The organism is Pseudomonas sp. SGAir0191 (genome assembly GCF_002812565.2).
GTDB classification, from domain to species: Bacteria; Pseudomonadota; Gammaproteobacteria; order Pseudomonadales; family Pseudomonadaceae; genus Aquipseudomonas; species Aquipseudomonas parafulva_B.
In genome coordinates, this window is sequence record NZ_CP025035.2 from 372987 (window position 1) to 387128 (window position 14142).

The 14142-nt window shown below is 64.1% G+C and carries 15 protein-coding genes; 1 reads left to right on the top strand and 14 read right to left on the bottom strand.

Going from position 1 to position 14142, the window contains the following annotated elements; genetic code table 11:
- Nucleotides 1-52: 52 nt before the first annotated feature.
- From ubiB to ubiE, 3 genes are read right to left on the bottom strand one after another with little or no spacing between them, the layout of a single operon-like run.
- Complete coding sequence (gene ubiB, locus CWR53_RS01610; protein WP_058639874.1) at nucleotides 53-1669, bottom strand: ubiquinone biosynthesis regulatory protein kinase UbiB; 1617 nt, start codon at nucleotides 1667-1669, stop codon at nucleotides 53-55.
- Nucleotides 1666-2289, bottom strand: coding sequence for an SCP2 domain-containing protein (locus CWR53_RS01615; RefSeq protein ID WP_058604285.1), 624 nt, complete (start codon nucleotides 2287-2289; stop codon nucleotides 1666-1668). Before CWR53_RS01615 ends, ubiB begins: the two co-directional genes overlap by 4 nt.
- A complete protein-coding gene (ubiE, locus tag CWR53_RS01620; protein ID WP_058604286.1) occupies nucleotides 2289-3059 on the bottom strand; it encodes a bifunctional demethylmenaquinone methyltransferase/2-methoxy-6-polyprenyl-1,4-benzoquinol methylase UbiE in 771 nt (256 codons plus the stop codon). Before ubiE ends, CWR53_RS01615 begins: the two co-directional genes overlap by 1 nt.
- 124 nt (nucleotides 3060-3183) lie before the next feature.
- Between ubiE and CWR53_RS01625 the strand changes: the two genes are divergently transcribed.
- Complete coding sequence (locus tag CWR53_RS01625) at nucleotides 3184-3459, top strand: polyhydroxyalkanoic acid system family protein (RefSeq protein ID WP_023533042.1); 276 nt, start codon at nucleotides 3184-3186, stop codon at nucleotides 3457-3459.
- Between the two features lie 54 nt (nucleotides 3460-3513).
- On the opposite strand, the gene phaZ is transcribed toward CWR53_RS01625, so the two are convergent.
- The 11 genes from phaZ to CWR53_RS01680 form a co-directional block, all read right to left on the bottom strand.
- Complete coding sequence (gene phaZ, locus CWR53_RS01630) at nucleotides 3514-4326, bottom strand: poly(3-hydroxyalkanoate) depolymerase (RefSeq protein ID WP_100850646.1); 813 nt, start codon at nucleotides 4324-4326, stop codon at nucleotides 3514-3516.
- 62 nt (nucleotides 4327-4388) lie between these two features.
- Nucleotides 4389-6065: a class II poly(R)-hydroxyalkanoic acid synthase gene (phaC, locus tag CWR53_RS01635; protein ID WP_100850647.1), complete on the bottom strand. Its 1677-nt coding sequence runs from the start codon at nucleotides 6063-6065 to the stop codon at nucleotides 4389-4391.
- Between the two features lie 258 nt (nucleotides 6066-6323).
- Nucleotides 6324-6701 (bottom strand): gamma-butyrobetaine hydroxylase-like domain-containing protein, encoded by a 378-nt coding sequence (locus CWR53_RS01640; RefSeq protein WP_058604289.1) that lies wholly within the window; start codon nucleotides 6699-6701, stop codon nucleotides 6324-6326.
- Between the two features lie 135 nt (nucleotides 6702-6836).
- The gene (gene hslU / locus CWR53_RS01645; protein WP_058604290.1) at nucleotides 6837-8180 is read right to left on the bottom strand and encodes an ATP-dependent protease ATPase subunit HslU; all 1344 of its coding nucleotides are present in this window, start codon (nucleotides 8178-8180) and stop codon (nucleotides 6837-6839) included.
- Nucleotides 8181-8255: 75 nt separating this feature from the next.
- Nucleotides 8256-8786, bottom strand: coding sequence for an ATP-dependent protease subunit HslV (gene hslV, locus CWR53_RS01650; protein WP_023533032.1), 531 nt, complete (start codon nucleotides 8784-8786; stop codon nucleotides 8256-8258).
- A gap of 417 nt (nucleotides 8787-9203) precedes the next feature.
- Entirely contained in the window at nucleotides 9204-10475 is a 1272-nt protein-coding gene (locus CWR53_RS01655; RefSeq protein ID WP_100850648.1) for a dihydroorotase, read from the bottom strand.
- Complete coding sequence (locus CWR53_RS01660; protein WP_058604064.1) at nucleotides 10472-11476, bottom strand: aspartate carbamoyltransferase catalytic subunit; 1005 nt, start codon at nucleotides 11474-11476, stop codon at nucleotides 10472-10474. The genes CWR53_RS01655 and CWR53_RS01660 overlap by 4 nt, the downstream gene beginning before the upstream one ends.
- A gap of 12 nt (nucleotides 11477-11488) precedes the next feature.
- Nucleotides 11489-12007 carry a bifunctional pyr operon transcriptional regulator/uracil phosphoribosyltransferase PyrR gene (gene pyrR / locus CWR53_RS01665; RefSeq protein ID WP_100850649.1) on the bottom strand — a complete coding sequence of 173 codons (519 nt, stop codon included), beginning with the start codon at nucleotides 12005-12007 and terminating at the stop codon, nucleotides 11489-11491.
- Between the two features lie 49 nt (nucleotides 12008-12056).
- Nucleotides 12057-12494, bottom strand: coding sequence for a Holliday junction resolvase RuvX (ruvX, locus tag CWR53_RS01670; protein ID WP_058604062.1), 438 nt, complete (start codon nucleotides 12492-12494; stop codon nucleotides 12057-12059).
- Nucleotides 12494-13063, bottom strand: a complete 570-nt coding sequence (locus CWR53_RS01675) for a YqgE/AlgH family protein (protein ID WP_023532990.1) — start codon at nucleotides 13061-13063, stop codon at nucleotides 12494-12496. Before CWR53_RS01675 ends, ruvX begins: the two co-directional genes overlap by 1 nt.
- Before the next feature lie 46 nt (nucleotides 13064-13109).
- A complete protein-coding gene (locus CWR53_RS01680) occupies nucleotides 13110-14009 on the bottom strand; it encodes an energy transducer TonB (RefSeq protein WP_027914038.1) in 900 nt (299 codons plus the stop codon).
- Between the last annotated feature and the right edge of the window lie 133 nt (nucleotides 14010-14142).

The following is a 14142-nucleotide window of genomic DNA, read 5'->3' on the forward strand; positions in this document are numbered from 1 at the left end:
CGTCTGCGTCGCGGGCCTTTTGCGCTAGTGTGCCAGCCATGGGCGCGGCTGGCTATTGGCGCACGATCAGGTAAAGGCCTGCGGCCAGCATCAACCAGGCCGGCCACGCCGTGGCGGCCGCCAGGCTACCGGCCTGCAGGGCGACACCGCCCAGGATCACACCCCCGCCCAGCAAGCCGGCACCGAGCAGGCGCAGGGCCCAATGGTCGCCATTTCGGCGCTCTGGCATCTTGGGGTCGTGCAGGTGCGGTTGCGACAGTCGTTCGAGCAAGTCCCGGGTCATGTTGGCCAGGTGCGGCAACTGCTCAGCCTGGCTGTGCAGGTTGCCCAGCAAGGCCTTGGGGCTCATGCGCTGGCGCATCCAGCGCTCAAGGTAAGGCTTGGCCGTGCTCCACAGGTCCAGTTCAGGGTACAGCTGACGCCCCAGGCCTTCGATGTTGAGCAGGGTCTTCTGCAGCAGCACCAGTTGAGGTTGCACTTCCATGTTGAAGCGGCGCGCGGTCTGGAACAGGCGCATCAGCACCTGGCCGAAGGAAATGTCCTTGAGGGGTTTTTCGAAGATCGGCTCGCACACGGTGCGGATGGCCGCTTCGAACTCATTGACCTTGGTGTTGGCCGGTACCCAGCCCGAGTCGATGTGCAGCTGGGCGACGCGGCGATAGTCGCGCTTGAAGAAGGCAATCAGGTTGCGCGCGAGGTAATCCTGGTCTTCATCGGTGAGGCTGCCGACGATGCCGCAGTCGATGGCGATGTACTTGGGGCTCCACGGCTTGACCGTGCTCACGAAGATGTTGCCCGGGTGCATGTCGGCATGGAAGAAGCTGTCACGAAACACCTGCATGAAGAACACTTCGACGCCGCGTTCGGCCAGCATCTTCATGTCGGTGCGCTGATCGGCGAGGGTAGCCATGTCGGTCACCGGCACGCCGTAGATACGCTCCATCACCAGCACTTTGGGCCGGCACCAGTCCCAATAGACCTGGGGCACGTACATGAGCTCGGAATCCTCGAAATTGCGCCGCAGCTGGCTGGCGTTGGCCGCCTCGCGAAGCAGGTCGAGTTCGTCGTAGATGGTTTTCTCGTAATCGCCGACAACCTCCACCGGGTGCAGGCGACGTGCATCGGCAGAAAGGCGCTCGGCGCCCTTGGCGATCAGGAACAGCCAGGCAATGTCGGCAGCGATGATTGGCTTGAGCCCCGGCCGTACCACCTTGACCACCACTTCTTCACCGCTTTTCAGGCGCGCGGCGTGCACTTGCGCCACTGATGCGGACGCCAGGGGCTCCACGTCGAAGCGGCTGAACACCTCACCCACCTTGGCCCCAAGCTGGGCTTCGATCAGCGCCACGGCTTTTTGCGGGTCGAACGGCGGCACCCGATCCTGGAGCAGCATCAGCTCGTCGGCAATGTCAGTGGGCAGCAAGTCGCGCCGGGTAGACAACAGCTGGCCGAACTTGATGAAGATAGGCCCCAGGTCCTGCAGCGCCATGCGCAACCGCGCGCCGCGGCTCAGCTCGGAGGCGCGACGCGGTAGCCAGCGCCACGGCAGCAGCAGCCGCAGGCTCATCAACCACCAGGGCAGAGGGTAGTCGAACAGCAGGTCATCGAGCCGGTAGCGGATGACGACGCGCTGGATGCGGAAAAGGCGGCGGAAGGCGAGCAGCTTCATGCGTTATCGCTGGAATCAAGGGATCGGGAAAGGCGCAGGATGCGCGCCTCGAGGCGTTCTGTATCGACCTTCATGGCATCGAGTTCGCTGAAGGCGGCCTCGGCTTCGCGTTTGCCTACCAGCGTACGCGATTCTTCCGCCAGATACTCGGACAGGCTCTGGCTCAGGCGTGCCAGGCCTTGACGGGTCCACCGGGTGCGCAGGCGGATGTGCCCTGCGATCAGGGCCGTGGGCACAGGGCCCAGCCACTTCTGCAGCTCATGCTCCCAGTCCAGCTCCAGGTCCTGGAGAATGCCGAACAGATCGAGCAGGGCCGCGGTATCGCCGTGCAACGCCACACGTGGGCTGTGCAGGACTGCCGTCTTGTCTCGCGACAACGCCAGGTGCGCCAGGCTTGCCGCCGGCGCGCTCAACCGGCAGTCGACCTCGCCTTCCCAGGCACTGGCCAGCATCAGGCCCTGCTCGTCGGGCAGGATGAAGACCTGCATGGCCGGTTGGCGGCAGTCGATCTCGATGACCTTGCCTTCCAGCGCCGCTAGCCTTGGCAATGCCGTGCTGTCCATGCGCAGGACGCGGTTCAGGCCATGTTCGGCGCTGGCGAGCAGACCGGCCATGAGCATCAGGGCTTGATCCCCCGGTGCACGGCCACGATGCCGCTGGTCATGTTGTGGTAGGTCACCCGGTCGAACCCGGCCTGCACCATCATGGCCTTGAGGGTTTCCTGGTCAGGGTGCATGCGGATCGATTCGGCCAGGTAGCGGTAGCTCTCGGAATCGTTGGTGATCAGCTTGCCGGCCAGGGGCATGAAGGCGAACGAGTAGGCGTCGTAGGCCTTGGACATCAGCTTGTTGGTCGGCTTGGAAAACTCCAGCACCAGCAGGCGGCCACCCGGCTTGAGCACGCGCAGCATGGAGCGAATGGCGTCTTCCTTGTGGGTGACGTTGCGCAGGCCGAAGGCGATGGTCACGCAGTCGAAATGGTTGTCCGGAAACGGCAGCTTTTCAGCGTCGGCCTGGACGAACTCGATGTTACCGGCCACGCCACGGTCCAGCAGGCGGTCGCGGCCGACCTTGAGCATGGACTCGTTGATGTCGGCCAGCACCACGTGCCCGGTCGGGCCCACCAGGCGCGAGAACTTGGCTGCCAGGTCGCCCGTGCCGCCGGCGATGTCCAGCACACGGTTGCCGCTGCGAACGCCCGACAGCTCGATGGTGAAGCGCTTCCACAGGCGGTGCATGCCGCCGGACAGCACGTCGTTCATCAGGTCGTATTTGGCCGCCACCGAGTGGAACACTTCGGCGACCTTGCGCGCCTTCTGGCTTTCAGGCACGTCCTGGTAGCCAAAATGGGTCGTGGGTTCGGCGTGGTCGCCTTTGCGCTGGTCGTTCATATCGCTTCACCGAAATTAATTGACGCCATTCTAGGGCGAACGAGCGGATTTGTCTTGGCGGGGTGTGCCGCCAGGCGGGGGCGGGCATAATGCCGATTATGTCTACATGTTCAGGAACACCCGCATGACCCAGATCAGCGTCGAACGCAAACACACCCTCGGGCGCGACGCCGCCCGTGCCAAGGCCCAAGCGCTGGTGGACCGCCTCAGCCGCGAGTATGACCTCAAGGCCTCGTGGGATGGCGACCGCGTCGATGTGGCACGCAGCGGCGCGAACGGCAGCGTGCACATCGGCCAGGACAGCATCCGTGTCGATCTCAAGCTCGGCATGATGATGTCGATGATGAGCGGCACCATCAAGGGCGAAATCGAGCGGGCGCTGGACAAGGCACTTGCCTGAATCTGGACACCGGCCGTTCGGCCCGGTTCGGCCGGTGATCGCGAATGGGGCGTTTCAGGTTGGCTCGGCCAGAAACTTCATGATGACCGGCGCGATGGCGTGTGGCCGGGTGATCAGAAACAGATGACCATCATCGATGATGTGCAACTGCGCATTGGGGATACGCCAGGCCAGCAGACGCATGTTCACCAGCGGAATCAACGGATCGTCATCCCCGGCAAGCACCAGGGTGGGCTGGCGGAGCTTGTGCAGCCAATGGATGCTGGTCCAGCCAAGTGCCGCGAACAGTTGCCAGTAATAACCCAGCTTGCCAGCCGAGCGTGCCGTGGCCGCGTGCTTTAGCGCCAAGTGCGGATCCCGGCGAAACCCGCCGCCATACACCAGCGGCGCGATGCGCATGACATGGGAGGGGTCTACGTACCGGCGGGGGCTGGCCATGCTCCACAACACCTTTGGCTTGCCAGGTACCATGACCGCGCCTGCGGCCGTGGCAGCCAGGATGAGTTTTCGGCAGCGCTGCGGGTAGTCATGGGCGAATTGCTGAGCCAGCCCGCCTCCCCACGACACGCCGATGACGTTGACCTGGCCGTAATCTAGCGTGTCGAGCAGCCGAGCGGCGAGCCGGGCCAGCCCTGAAAACCGATAAGGCCGCTGCGGCGTGGATGAACCGCCCACACCTGGGGCGTCGAAGGCGATGACCTGCAGGTCGGGGTCCAGTGCTTCGATGAACGGAAATATCAGCTCGAAGTTGGCTCCGATGCCGTTGAAGATCAGCAAGGGCGCCAAGGTCGACTGACCTGGACGCACGACGGTACGGATGGACAGACCATCGAGCTCGACCGTTTTGAACACGTAAGGTGACGGCATGCGCATGGCTCCTGAAGCAGGTAAACGCCTTGGCACCGCGCAGGTGGCCACGGCGCAGGGGTTCAACGCTGGTGCACGTAGCTGCCTGGCGCAGCTTCGGCTGCAGGATGGCTGCGACACCCCAAGTGGCCCGGTGCCTCGATCAATGCCCCGGCTCGGTCGGCCAACCAGCCCTGCCAGTGCAGCCACCATGAATCGACGTGCCTGACGGCGTCCTGTTGCCAGGCAAGCGGATCGTCATGCTGGCCATCCCCAGCCTGAAAGCGCGCCTTCGGATTGCCGGGCGGATTGATGATGCTCTGGATGTGCCCGCTGTTGGACAGCACGAACTCGACCTTGCCGCCGAACAGTCGCGCCGAGCGATAGCAGGCCTGCCAAGGCGTAATATGGTCGGCATTGCCCGCCACGCTGAAGAGGTCGCACTTGACCTGCTTGAGGTCGATGGCGGTACCGCAGACGGTGAGGCCACCGGGACGGGTGAGCGGATTGCGCCTGTACATCTCGATCAGGTCGGCATGGAATGCGGCGGGCAGGCGCGTGGTGTCGTTGTTCCAGTACAGGATGTCGAACGCCGGCGGCTCATTGCCGAGCAGGTAATTGTTGACCCAGTAGTTCCAGATCAGGTCATTGGGACGCATCCAGGCAAACAGCCGGGCCAGGTCGCTGCCCTCGAGTACCCCCGCCTGCTGGGATTGACGCTTGGCCGCATCCAGCGCCTGGTCGTCGACGAACAATGCCAGCGCATTGTCGAGCGTGGCGTCCAGCACGCTGACCAGCAGGGTCAAGGCATTGACCTTGGTTTCATTACGCGCCGCTAGATGACCCAGCAACGCGGTGCAGGTAATCCCTCCTGAGCATGCACCGAGCATGTTCAGGGTCGCACTGCCGGTGATGCTCAGCACGGCGTCCACCGCCTCGCCAAGTGCCTGCACATAGGTAGACAAGTCCCAGTCACGCTGCGCCCTGGTCGGGTTGCGCCAACTGACCATGAAGGTTTGTTGCCGGGCGTCCAGACAGAAGCGCATCAGGCTTTTTTCCGGGCACAGATCAAAGATGTAGAACTTGTTGATCTGCGGTGGCACCACCAGCAGTGGCCGCTCATGCACCTGCTCGGTGAGGGGGCTGTACTGGATCAATTCCAGCACCTCGTTACGGTACACGACCGCGCCGCTGGTGCTGCCCAGGTCCTTGCCCACTTCGAAAGCATCCATGTTCACCTGGCGGGGCATGCCGCCGTTGTGGACCACGTCCCTGGCCAGGTTGGACAGACCATCGAGCATGCTTTTGCCGCCGGTCTCGAAGAAACGCTTGAGCGCGGCAGGATTGGACAGGTTATTGGTAGGCGCCAGCGCTTCGGTCATGAGCTGGATGACGAACTGCCCGCGGCTGATGTCCTCAGGGGGCAGGTCACTGCTGCTGATCCAGGCCTGCAGTTCATTACGCCATGCCAGGTAGCTTTGCAGGTAACGTCGGTAAAGCGGGTTCTGTGACCAGGTCGGGTCGTTGAAGCGGCGATCATCGCTGGCAGGGGCAAGGCTCGATTTGCCCAGCATCACGTTTTTCAGTTCGAGCCCGAAGGCAAGCGCGTGCTTGGCACTGTGCAGGGGCTGACGCACAGCCTGGCGCAGCACGGTCTGGGCCGTGCCCAACAGGTCCTTGCGTCGAACGCCGACCATCGGGTTCAGGCCCGTGGCGCGTTGCGGGCTCTGCTGCTGATCTTCATTGTTGTTGTTACTCATCCGCGACGCTCCGTTGTCTGAGACGAGTACCGGCTGGCGAGGGTGCACCGACGTGTCCCCGATACCGCTACTCGGGTAATCCGTGACCGCGTCCTGCAGTGCTACGGACGATCAGGCGCCTGCAGCGCCATGCTGGTAAATGGCCACTTCTACTGGTTACCCGAGTTTCAGGCGCGAAGCAACCTGGCGCTGTCGTAAGCTCCTTATCATTGTCAGTTGGTCCGGCATGTCGGACGAGAGCGCGTGCGAGGGGAGCGGCTAAAGCATCAGCTTGACCACGGACTGCGAAGGGTCACGGGTCTTGCCGGCCTTGTGCAGTGCCTCGAGGTATTCGGCCCACAAGGCATCCTGCCGCAGGCACAGCTGCTCCAGGTATTCCCAGGTGAACAGGCCGCTGTCATGGCCGTCGTCGAAGGTAAGTTTCAGGGCGTATTGACCCGCCGGCTCCAGTCCGACGAGGCCGACGTTGACCTTGCCAAACTGCAAAATGGGGTTGCCGTGCCCCTGGACTTCGGCGGAGGGGGAGTGCACGCGCAGGAATTCGGCGGGCAGGTGGTAGACCTCATCGGGCCCGTAGGTAAGGCGCAGGGTCTTGGAGGCTTTGTGCAGGTTGATGGCGGTAGGCATGCGAGCCATGGGCGTGATCTCTGTTTGAGTTACACACCGCACGCTACCCGCTGCAAGAAGCGCTCGCCAGCTTCTTGAGCAAAAAACCTGTATCGCCAGGCTGCAAGCGCCGCACGGGCTCGCTTGCAGCCTGGCGCAGGCCCGTTACAGGATGTAGCGGGACAGGTCTTCGTTCTGGGCCAACTCGCCCAGGTGGCTATTCACGTAAGCTGCGTCGATCTGGATCGGCGCTTCGTCATGGGCACTGGCCAGGTCGCCAGCGCTGAACGACACCTCTTCGAGCAGGCGTTCGAGCAACGTGTGCAGGCGACGGGCACCGATGTTCTCGGTTTTCTCGTTGACCTGGTAGGCGATCTCGGCCAGGCGCTTGATGCCATCCTCGACGAACTCGATGTTGAGCCCTTCGGTCTTGAGCAGTGCCTGGTACTGTTCGGTCAGCGAGGCATGCGGCTCGCGCAGGATGCGCTGGAAATCTTCCGGCGTCAGGGCCTTGAGCTCCACGCGGATCGGCAGGCGACCTTGCAGTTCAGGCACCAGATCGCTCGGCTTGCTCAAGTGGAACGCGCCGGAGGCGATGAACAGGATGTGGTCGGTCTTGACCATGCCCAGCTTGGTATTGACCGTGCAGCCTTCGATTAGCGGCAGCAGATCGCGCTGCACACCCTCACGGGAGACATCGGCACCGCCGACATTGCCGCGTTTGGCGACCTTGTCGATCTCGTCGATGAACACGATACCGTGCTGCTCGACCGCTTCCAGCGCCTTGGCCTTGAGCTCTTCTTCATTGACCAGGCGACCAGCCTCCTCGTCGCGCACCATTTTCAGCGCTTCGCGAACCTTCAGCTTGCGCGACTTGCGCTTGCCCTTGCCCATGTTGGCGAACAGGCTCTGCAACTGATTGGTCATTTCTTCCATGCCAGGAGGCGCGGCGATTTCGACGCCCACGGCATCGGCCACCTCGATTTCGATTTCCTTATCGTCCAGCTGGCCTTCGCGCAGGCGCTTGCGGAACAGCTGGCGGGTGTTGGAATCGGAACTGGTCTGGGCGGCTTCCTCGCTGAAGCTGCTGACCCGTGCCGGTGGCAGCAGGGCATCGAGGATGCGCTCTTCGGCGGCATCTTCGGCGCGGTGGCGCACGCGGATGATTTCCTGCTCACGCAGCATCTTCAAGGCCGCGTCGGCCAGGTCGCGGATGATGGATTCCACATCGCGGCCCACATAGCCCACTTCAGTGAACTTGGTGGCTTCGACCTTGAGGAACGGGGCATTGGCCAGCTTGGCCAGGCGCCGGGCGATCTCGGTCTTGCCCACGCCGGTGGGGCCGATCATCAGGATGTTCTTGGGCGTCACTTCGGCGCGCAGCTCGGCAGGGAGCTGCATGCGCCGCCAGCGGTTGCGCAAGGCGATGGCCACGGCGCGCTTGGCGTCGTCTTGGCCAATGATGTGGCGGTTGAGTTCGTGGACGATCTCGCGGGGGGTCATGGACATGATCAATAGGGTCCTGATACGAATGATTCAGCGTGGAAAAGCCCCGTCACCGGGACGGGGCGCCAGAGCAGCTGATCACTCGGCCAGGTCCTGCTCCTCGATGGTCAGGTTGTGGTTGGTGAACACGCAGATGTCACCGGCGATGTTCAGCGCGGTCTCGGCGATTTCGCGGGCCGAGAGGTCGGTCTTGTTCAGCAGTGCACGGGCTGCGGCCTGGGCGTAGGCGCCGCCGGAACCCATGGCGATCAGGCCGTCTTCAGGTTCGACCACGTCACCGTTGCCGGTGATGATCAGCGAAGCATCCTTGTTGGCCACGGCCAGCATGGCTTCGAGGCGGCTGAGGGAACGGTCGGTACGCCATTCCTTGGCCAGTTCCACGGCCGCGCGAATCAGGTGGCCCTGGTGTTTCTCCAGTTGGCCTTCGAAGCGTTCGAACAGGGTGAAGGCATCGGCAGTGGCGCCGGCAAAGCCCGCGATGACCTGACCGTGGTACAGACGACGCACTTTCTTGGCGTTGCCTTTCATCACGGTGTTGCCGAGGGATACCTGGCCGTCGCCGCCCATGACGACTTTGCCATTGCGGCGGACTGAAACGATGGTGGTCAAGGGAGAGTCTCCACGCAGCGGGGCGAAAATGCCTGTTGCAAACTCATATGGGGGTGCAGGGCGGGATTTCAACCGTGGGGGATGAACGGTTCGAGGGGGGCGGGGTTCGGGATCAGTGGCGGGGGGTGCCCAGGTTCTGGGGAAGCACCCCGAGGGGGAACGCAGCAGCCCAGGGATTTTGGCTCGCAGCGCGTATCGTTGGGGCCGCTGTGCGGCCCATCGCGGCACAAGACCGCTCCTACACCGGAATCAGTAAGCCTCACAAATACGCTGCAAGGCGATTGCTCCCCTCAGGTGCACCACCCTCCCTGTAGGAGCGGCCTCGTGCCGCGATGGGCCGCGCAGCGGCCCCAACAATACAAGCTGCGAAGCTAAAACCCTAAACCGCCGCGCAACCCTTTGACCGGCCCACCTGGCTCAAGCCTCGTGACAGATACGCCCATCGACCAACGTATAGCGCACGGCACCCGGCAAGCAGTGCCCGATGAACGGGCAGTTGTCGCCACGGGAGTACCAGTGCTCACCGGCCAAGGTCGAGGCCTGTGGATCGAACACCACCAAGTCAGCCGCAGCGCCAACCTTCAGCTGGCCAGCCGGCAGCCGCATGGCACCAGCAGGGCCACAGGTCAGACGCGCCAGCAAGGTCGGCAGGTCGAGCAAGCCATCCTGCACCAGCGTCATGGCCAATGGCAGCAACACGTCCACGCTGCTGATACCCGGCTCTGTGGCGCCGAAGGGGGCCAGCTTGGCATCGCGCTCATGAGGTTGGTGATGGCTGGAGATCGCCTGGATCACGCCGGTTTTCACCGCCTCGCGCAGGCCATCGCGATCGGCAGCGCTACGCAGTGGCGGTTGCACGTGGTACAGGCTGGAAAATTCACGCAGCGATTCGTCGGTCAGGATCAACTGGTACAACGCGACATCGGCAGTGACCGGCAAACCAAGGCTTTGCGCCTGGGCAATCAGCCGCGCGCCACGGGCGCTGGTGATCTGGGTGAAGTGGGCGCGGACGCCGGTCTGCTCCACTAGCAGCAGGTTGCGCGCCAACGCCACGGTTTCAGCAGTTTCGGGAATGCCGGGCAAACCCAGGAAGCTGGCCATGGCACCTTCATGGGCAAGGCCGCCTTGGGCCAGGTCGCGGTCCTGGGAGTGGAACACCACCGTCAGGTCGAACGTGGCGGCGTATTCCAGCGCACGGGCCAAGGTGCGGTTGTTGGGGATTTCCTTCAGGCCATTGCCGAACGCGACGCAGCCGGTGTCACGCAGGCCCACCAGTTCGGCCAACTGTTCCCCCTCCAGGCCCTTGGTCAGCGCGCCGATCGGGTAAACCTTGCTGTTGCCCGCCTCGCGGGCGCGGTCCAGGATCAGCTCGGCCACCGCCGAGGTGTCCAGGGCCGGGCGGGTCTGCGGCGGGCAGCACAGGCTGGTCACGCCACCGGCCACGGCCGCGCGGGTCTCGCTGGCGATGGTGCCTTTGCGGCTATAGCCGGGCTCGCGCAGCGACACGCCCAGGTCCACCAGGCCAGGGGCGACGACCAGCCCATCGGCCTGAAGGGTGCGGTTGGCGGTAAAGCCAACGGGCGCGGCGCCCATGGCGGCAATGCGGCCGCCCTCCAGGTGCAGGTCGGTGACCTGGTCAAGGCCGCTTTGAGGGTCGATGACCCGGGCGCCAAGAATGCTGATGCTCACTGGGCGATCTCCTGGTCGAGTTGACGTTGTACGTTTTGCCCGCTCATGGCCATGGATAGCACGGCCATGCGCACGGCGATCCCGTAGGTGACCTGGTTCAGGATCACCGAATGCTTGCCATCGGCCACGGCAGATTCGATTTCCACTCCACGATTGATCGGACCGGGGTGCATGACGATGGCGTCCGGCTTGGCCCCTGCCAGGCGGGCAGTGGTCAGGCCGAACAGGCGGTAGAACTCGCCTTCGCTGGGCAGCAGGCCACCGGCCATGCGCTCACGCTGCAGGCGCAGCATGATCACCACGTCGACGTCCTTGAGGCCTTCGGCCAGGTCGGTGTACACCTTCACGCCATACTGCTCGATGCCGATCGGGATCAGGGTTTTCGGGCCGATCACGCGAATGTCCGGGCAGCCCAGCGCCTTGAGCGCGAGCATGTCCGAACGCGCCACGCGCGAATGAAGGATATCGCCGACGATGGCAACCGAGAGGTTCTCGAAGCCGCCCTTGTGCCGGCGAATGGTAAGCATGTCGAGCATGCCCTGGGTCGGGTGCGCATGGCGGCCGTCACCGCCGTTGATCACGGCCACCTCCGGGCACACGTGCTCGGCAATGAAGTGCGCCGCGCCTGAATCCGAGTGGCGCACCACAAACATATCGGCGGCCATGGCTTCAAGGTTGCGCAGGGTATCGAACAGCGTCTCGCCTTTGCTGGTCGAGGAGGTCGACACATTCAGGCTGATCACGTCGGCGGACAGGCGCTGGGCGGCCAGCTCGAACGTGGTCCGGGTGCGGGTGGAGTTCTCGAAGAAGACGTTGCACACCGTCTTGCCACGCAGCAGGGGCACCTTCTTCACGGCGCGGGCGCCGACTTCCAGGAAGGAATCGGCAGTGTCGAGGATTTCGGTCAGCAGTTCGCGGGGCAAACCGTCAAGCGAAAGGAAATGGCGCAGCTGGCCCTGATCATTGAGCTGCAGCGGGCGCTTGGCGTCGATTGGCGTCATCGCGGGGGACTCTTAAAGGGCGGTAGCGGGGGCGAGGTCCTGGCGCTCGAGGGCGAGCGGTGCGGGTCCGGTCAATTTTACCCGTTCATGGGCCGCCAGTGACAAGGTGGCGCCGAGCACATTCGGGCGGATGGGCAGCTCGCCTGCATCCAGGTCCAGCAGGCAGACCAGGGTGACGCTGGCCGGACGGCCGTAGTCGAACAGTTCGTTGAGGGCGGCGCGAATGGTGCGACCGCTCATCAGCACGTCGTCCACCAGCACCAGGTGCTGGCCTTCGATCTCAAATGGCAGCGCCGAGGGGCGCACTTGCGGGTGCAGGCCATTCTGGCTGAAGTCGTCTCGATAGAACGACACGTCAAGCGTACCCATGGCACTGGTGTCGTCCATGGCCTGTTGCAACGCCTGGGCCACCCACACGCCTCCGGTGCGAATGCCGATGTAGCGTGGCTCGGCGATGGCACGGCGGGCCAGATGGGCGCGAAGGTCGACAGCCATCTGCCGGATCAGCGCGGCAGGATCAGGTAGGCTCATTGCAGGTTCCTCGGAAGGGTGCGCCGGATGCATCCGGTCGCGAAGATGATCAGGTATTGGCCTCCAGCCAGCCTTGCAGCAGCAGGGCGGCGGCGATGGCGTCGACCGGGTTGTCCCGGTACGTGCCGCGCTGGCCGCCACGGGCCATGCGCTCGCCCTTGGCCTCGAACGTGGTCAGGCGTTCGTCATGGGTATGCACCGGCAGGTTGAAGCGCCCATTGAGGCGGCGGGCGAATTTTTCGGCCCGGGCGCTCATTTCGCTGGGGGTGCCGTCCATGTTCAGCGGCAGGCCGACGACGATGGCGTCAGGCTTCCATTCAGCGATCAGGCGCTCGACCTGGGCCCAGTCCGGCACGCCATTCTGGGCGCGCAACGTACAGAGTTCACGGGCCTGGCCGGTGACCGCCTGGCCGACGGCCACGCCGATCTGCTTGGTGCCATAGTCGAAACCCAGCAGCAGCCGGGGTGCGGCAAGCGCGTCGGCCATCAGGCGTGGCCCGCCTGGCTGGTCAGCAGATGCAGGTTGATGCCAAGGCTCGCAGCCGCCGCTTCCAGGCGCAGCTCGCTGGTCATGGCAAACAGGATATCCGGGTCGAACGCGCAGTTGAGCCAGGCGTTATCGGCCAGCTCGGCCTCGAGCTGGCCCGCTTCCCAGCCGGCATAACCCAAGGTGATCAGGCTCTTTTCCGGGCCCACGCCCTCGGCGATGGCGAACAGCACGTCCTGGGACGTGGAAAGCGAGAGGCCCTGCAGTTCCACCGTGGCCTGGTAGCTGCACTCGCTGGTATGCAGCACGAAGCCGCGGTCGGTCTGCACCGGGCCGCCTTGGTAGATAGGCACCTGCAGCGTGCTGGCCGGCGGGGTTTCGTCCGGGCGCAGTTGCTCGAGGATGTCGGCCAGGTTCAGTTCCTGCGGCTTGTTCACCACAAGCCCCATCGCGCCATGAGCATTGTGCTCGACGATGTACGTGAGGGTCTGGGCGAAGTTCGGGTCGGCCATGTGCGGCATGGCGATCAGGAACTGGTGCTTGAGGTAGCTCGGCGTGAGGTTCTTCATGGGGGATAGTGTGGCGCCACCCGGCCACCGCTGCAAGCGTGCCGGCTCAGTTGCTGGACAACCGATCACCCCTGGCGAAGCGCCAGGTACGGATGATTTCCAGCCGGTCGTACTCGGCCAGATCACCGGTGAACGGCGCGAACGGTGCGGCCAGGCGCACGATGCGCTGGGCAGCCTGGTCCAGCACGGGCTGGCCGGACGATTCAAGCACCAGCACTTCGTAGAGTGACCCGTCGCGGTTGATCGAGACCATCATGCGCAGGTTGCCGTAGATCTGCTGCCGGCGTGCCTCGTCCGGATAATTCAGGTTGCCCACGCGTTCGACTTTCTTGCGCCATTCCTCTTTGTACCAGGCGCCCTTGTCGCGCATGGTCGAGGCCGCATTCAGGCGATGGATACGCGGGCGCTTGGCATATTGCTGCTGCTCATTGGCAAGCTCTGCCTCAAGGCTGGCGATCTGGCTGGACAGCTGCGAGCTGTCGAACTCGCGCACGGGCGTGCTCGGCTTGGGCTGGGGCTTGCTTTCCCGGGGCTTGGGCTCGACCTTCTGCGCCTTCGGAGCCTTGGTCGCGACCGCCGACTTCTGCGGGGGCGGCGGTACCTCGGGCCTGGCGGCAGGTGGCGGGGTGATCTTGTTGATCTTGGTGTCCTGGAAAGGCGCAAGCTCGGTGGTCTTGGGCACGGCCTTCTTGTCCAGGGTGCCGCTGCCTTGCTGGTTGTCTTGCGCCTGGAAGTCGGCCTTTTCCGGCGGCTTTTCGCTTTTGAACGTGGCCAGGGTGATGTCCATGGTGCGGCTGATCTGCGCCGGCTTGACCACGGTAAAGCCCACCCCGAGGATCAACGCCAGGTGCACCAGCGCCGCCAGAAACAGCGTGAAGCCCAGCCTGTCCACCGGGCGAACGCGGGGCGGCAACAGGTCGGCGGGGATGTCAGCGGGCAGCGTCATCAGGTATCCAGGGGCATCGTCGAGCTACAAACGGCACGCAACAGGCAGCAGAGGGCACGGGGCGGGCGTACCGGTCTTGCAGCCTGTCGCTTGCGGGTGAGCATGATACCCCACGCCAGTCCGTTACCGAATG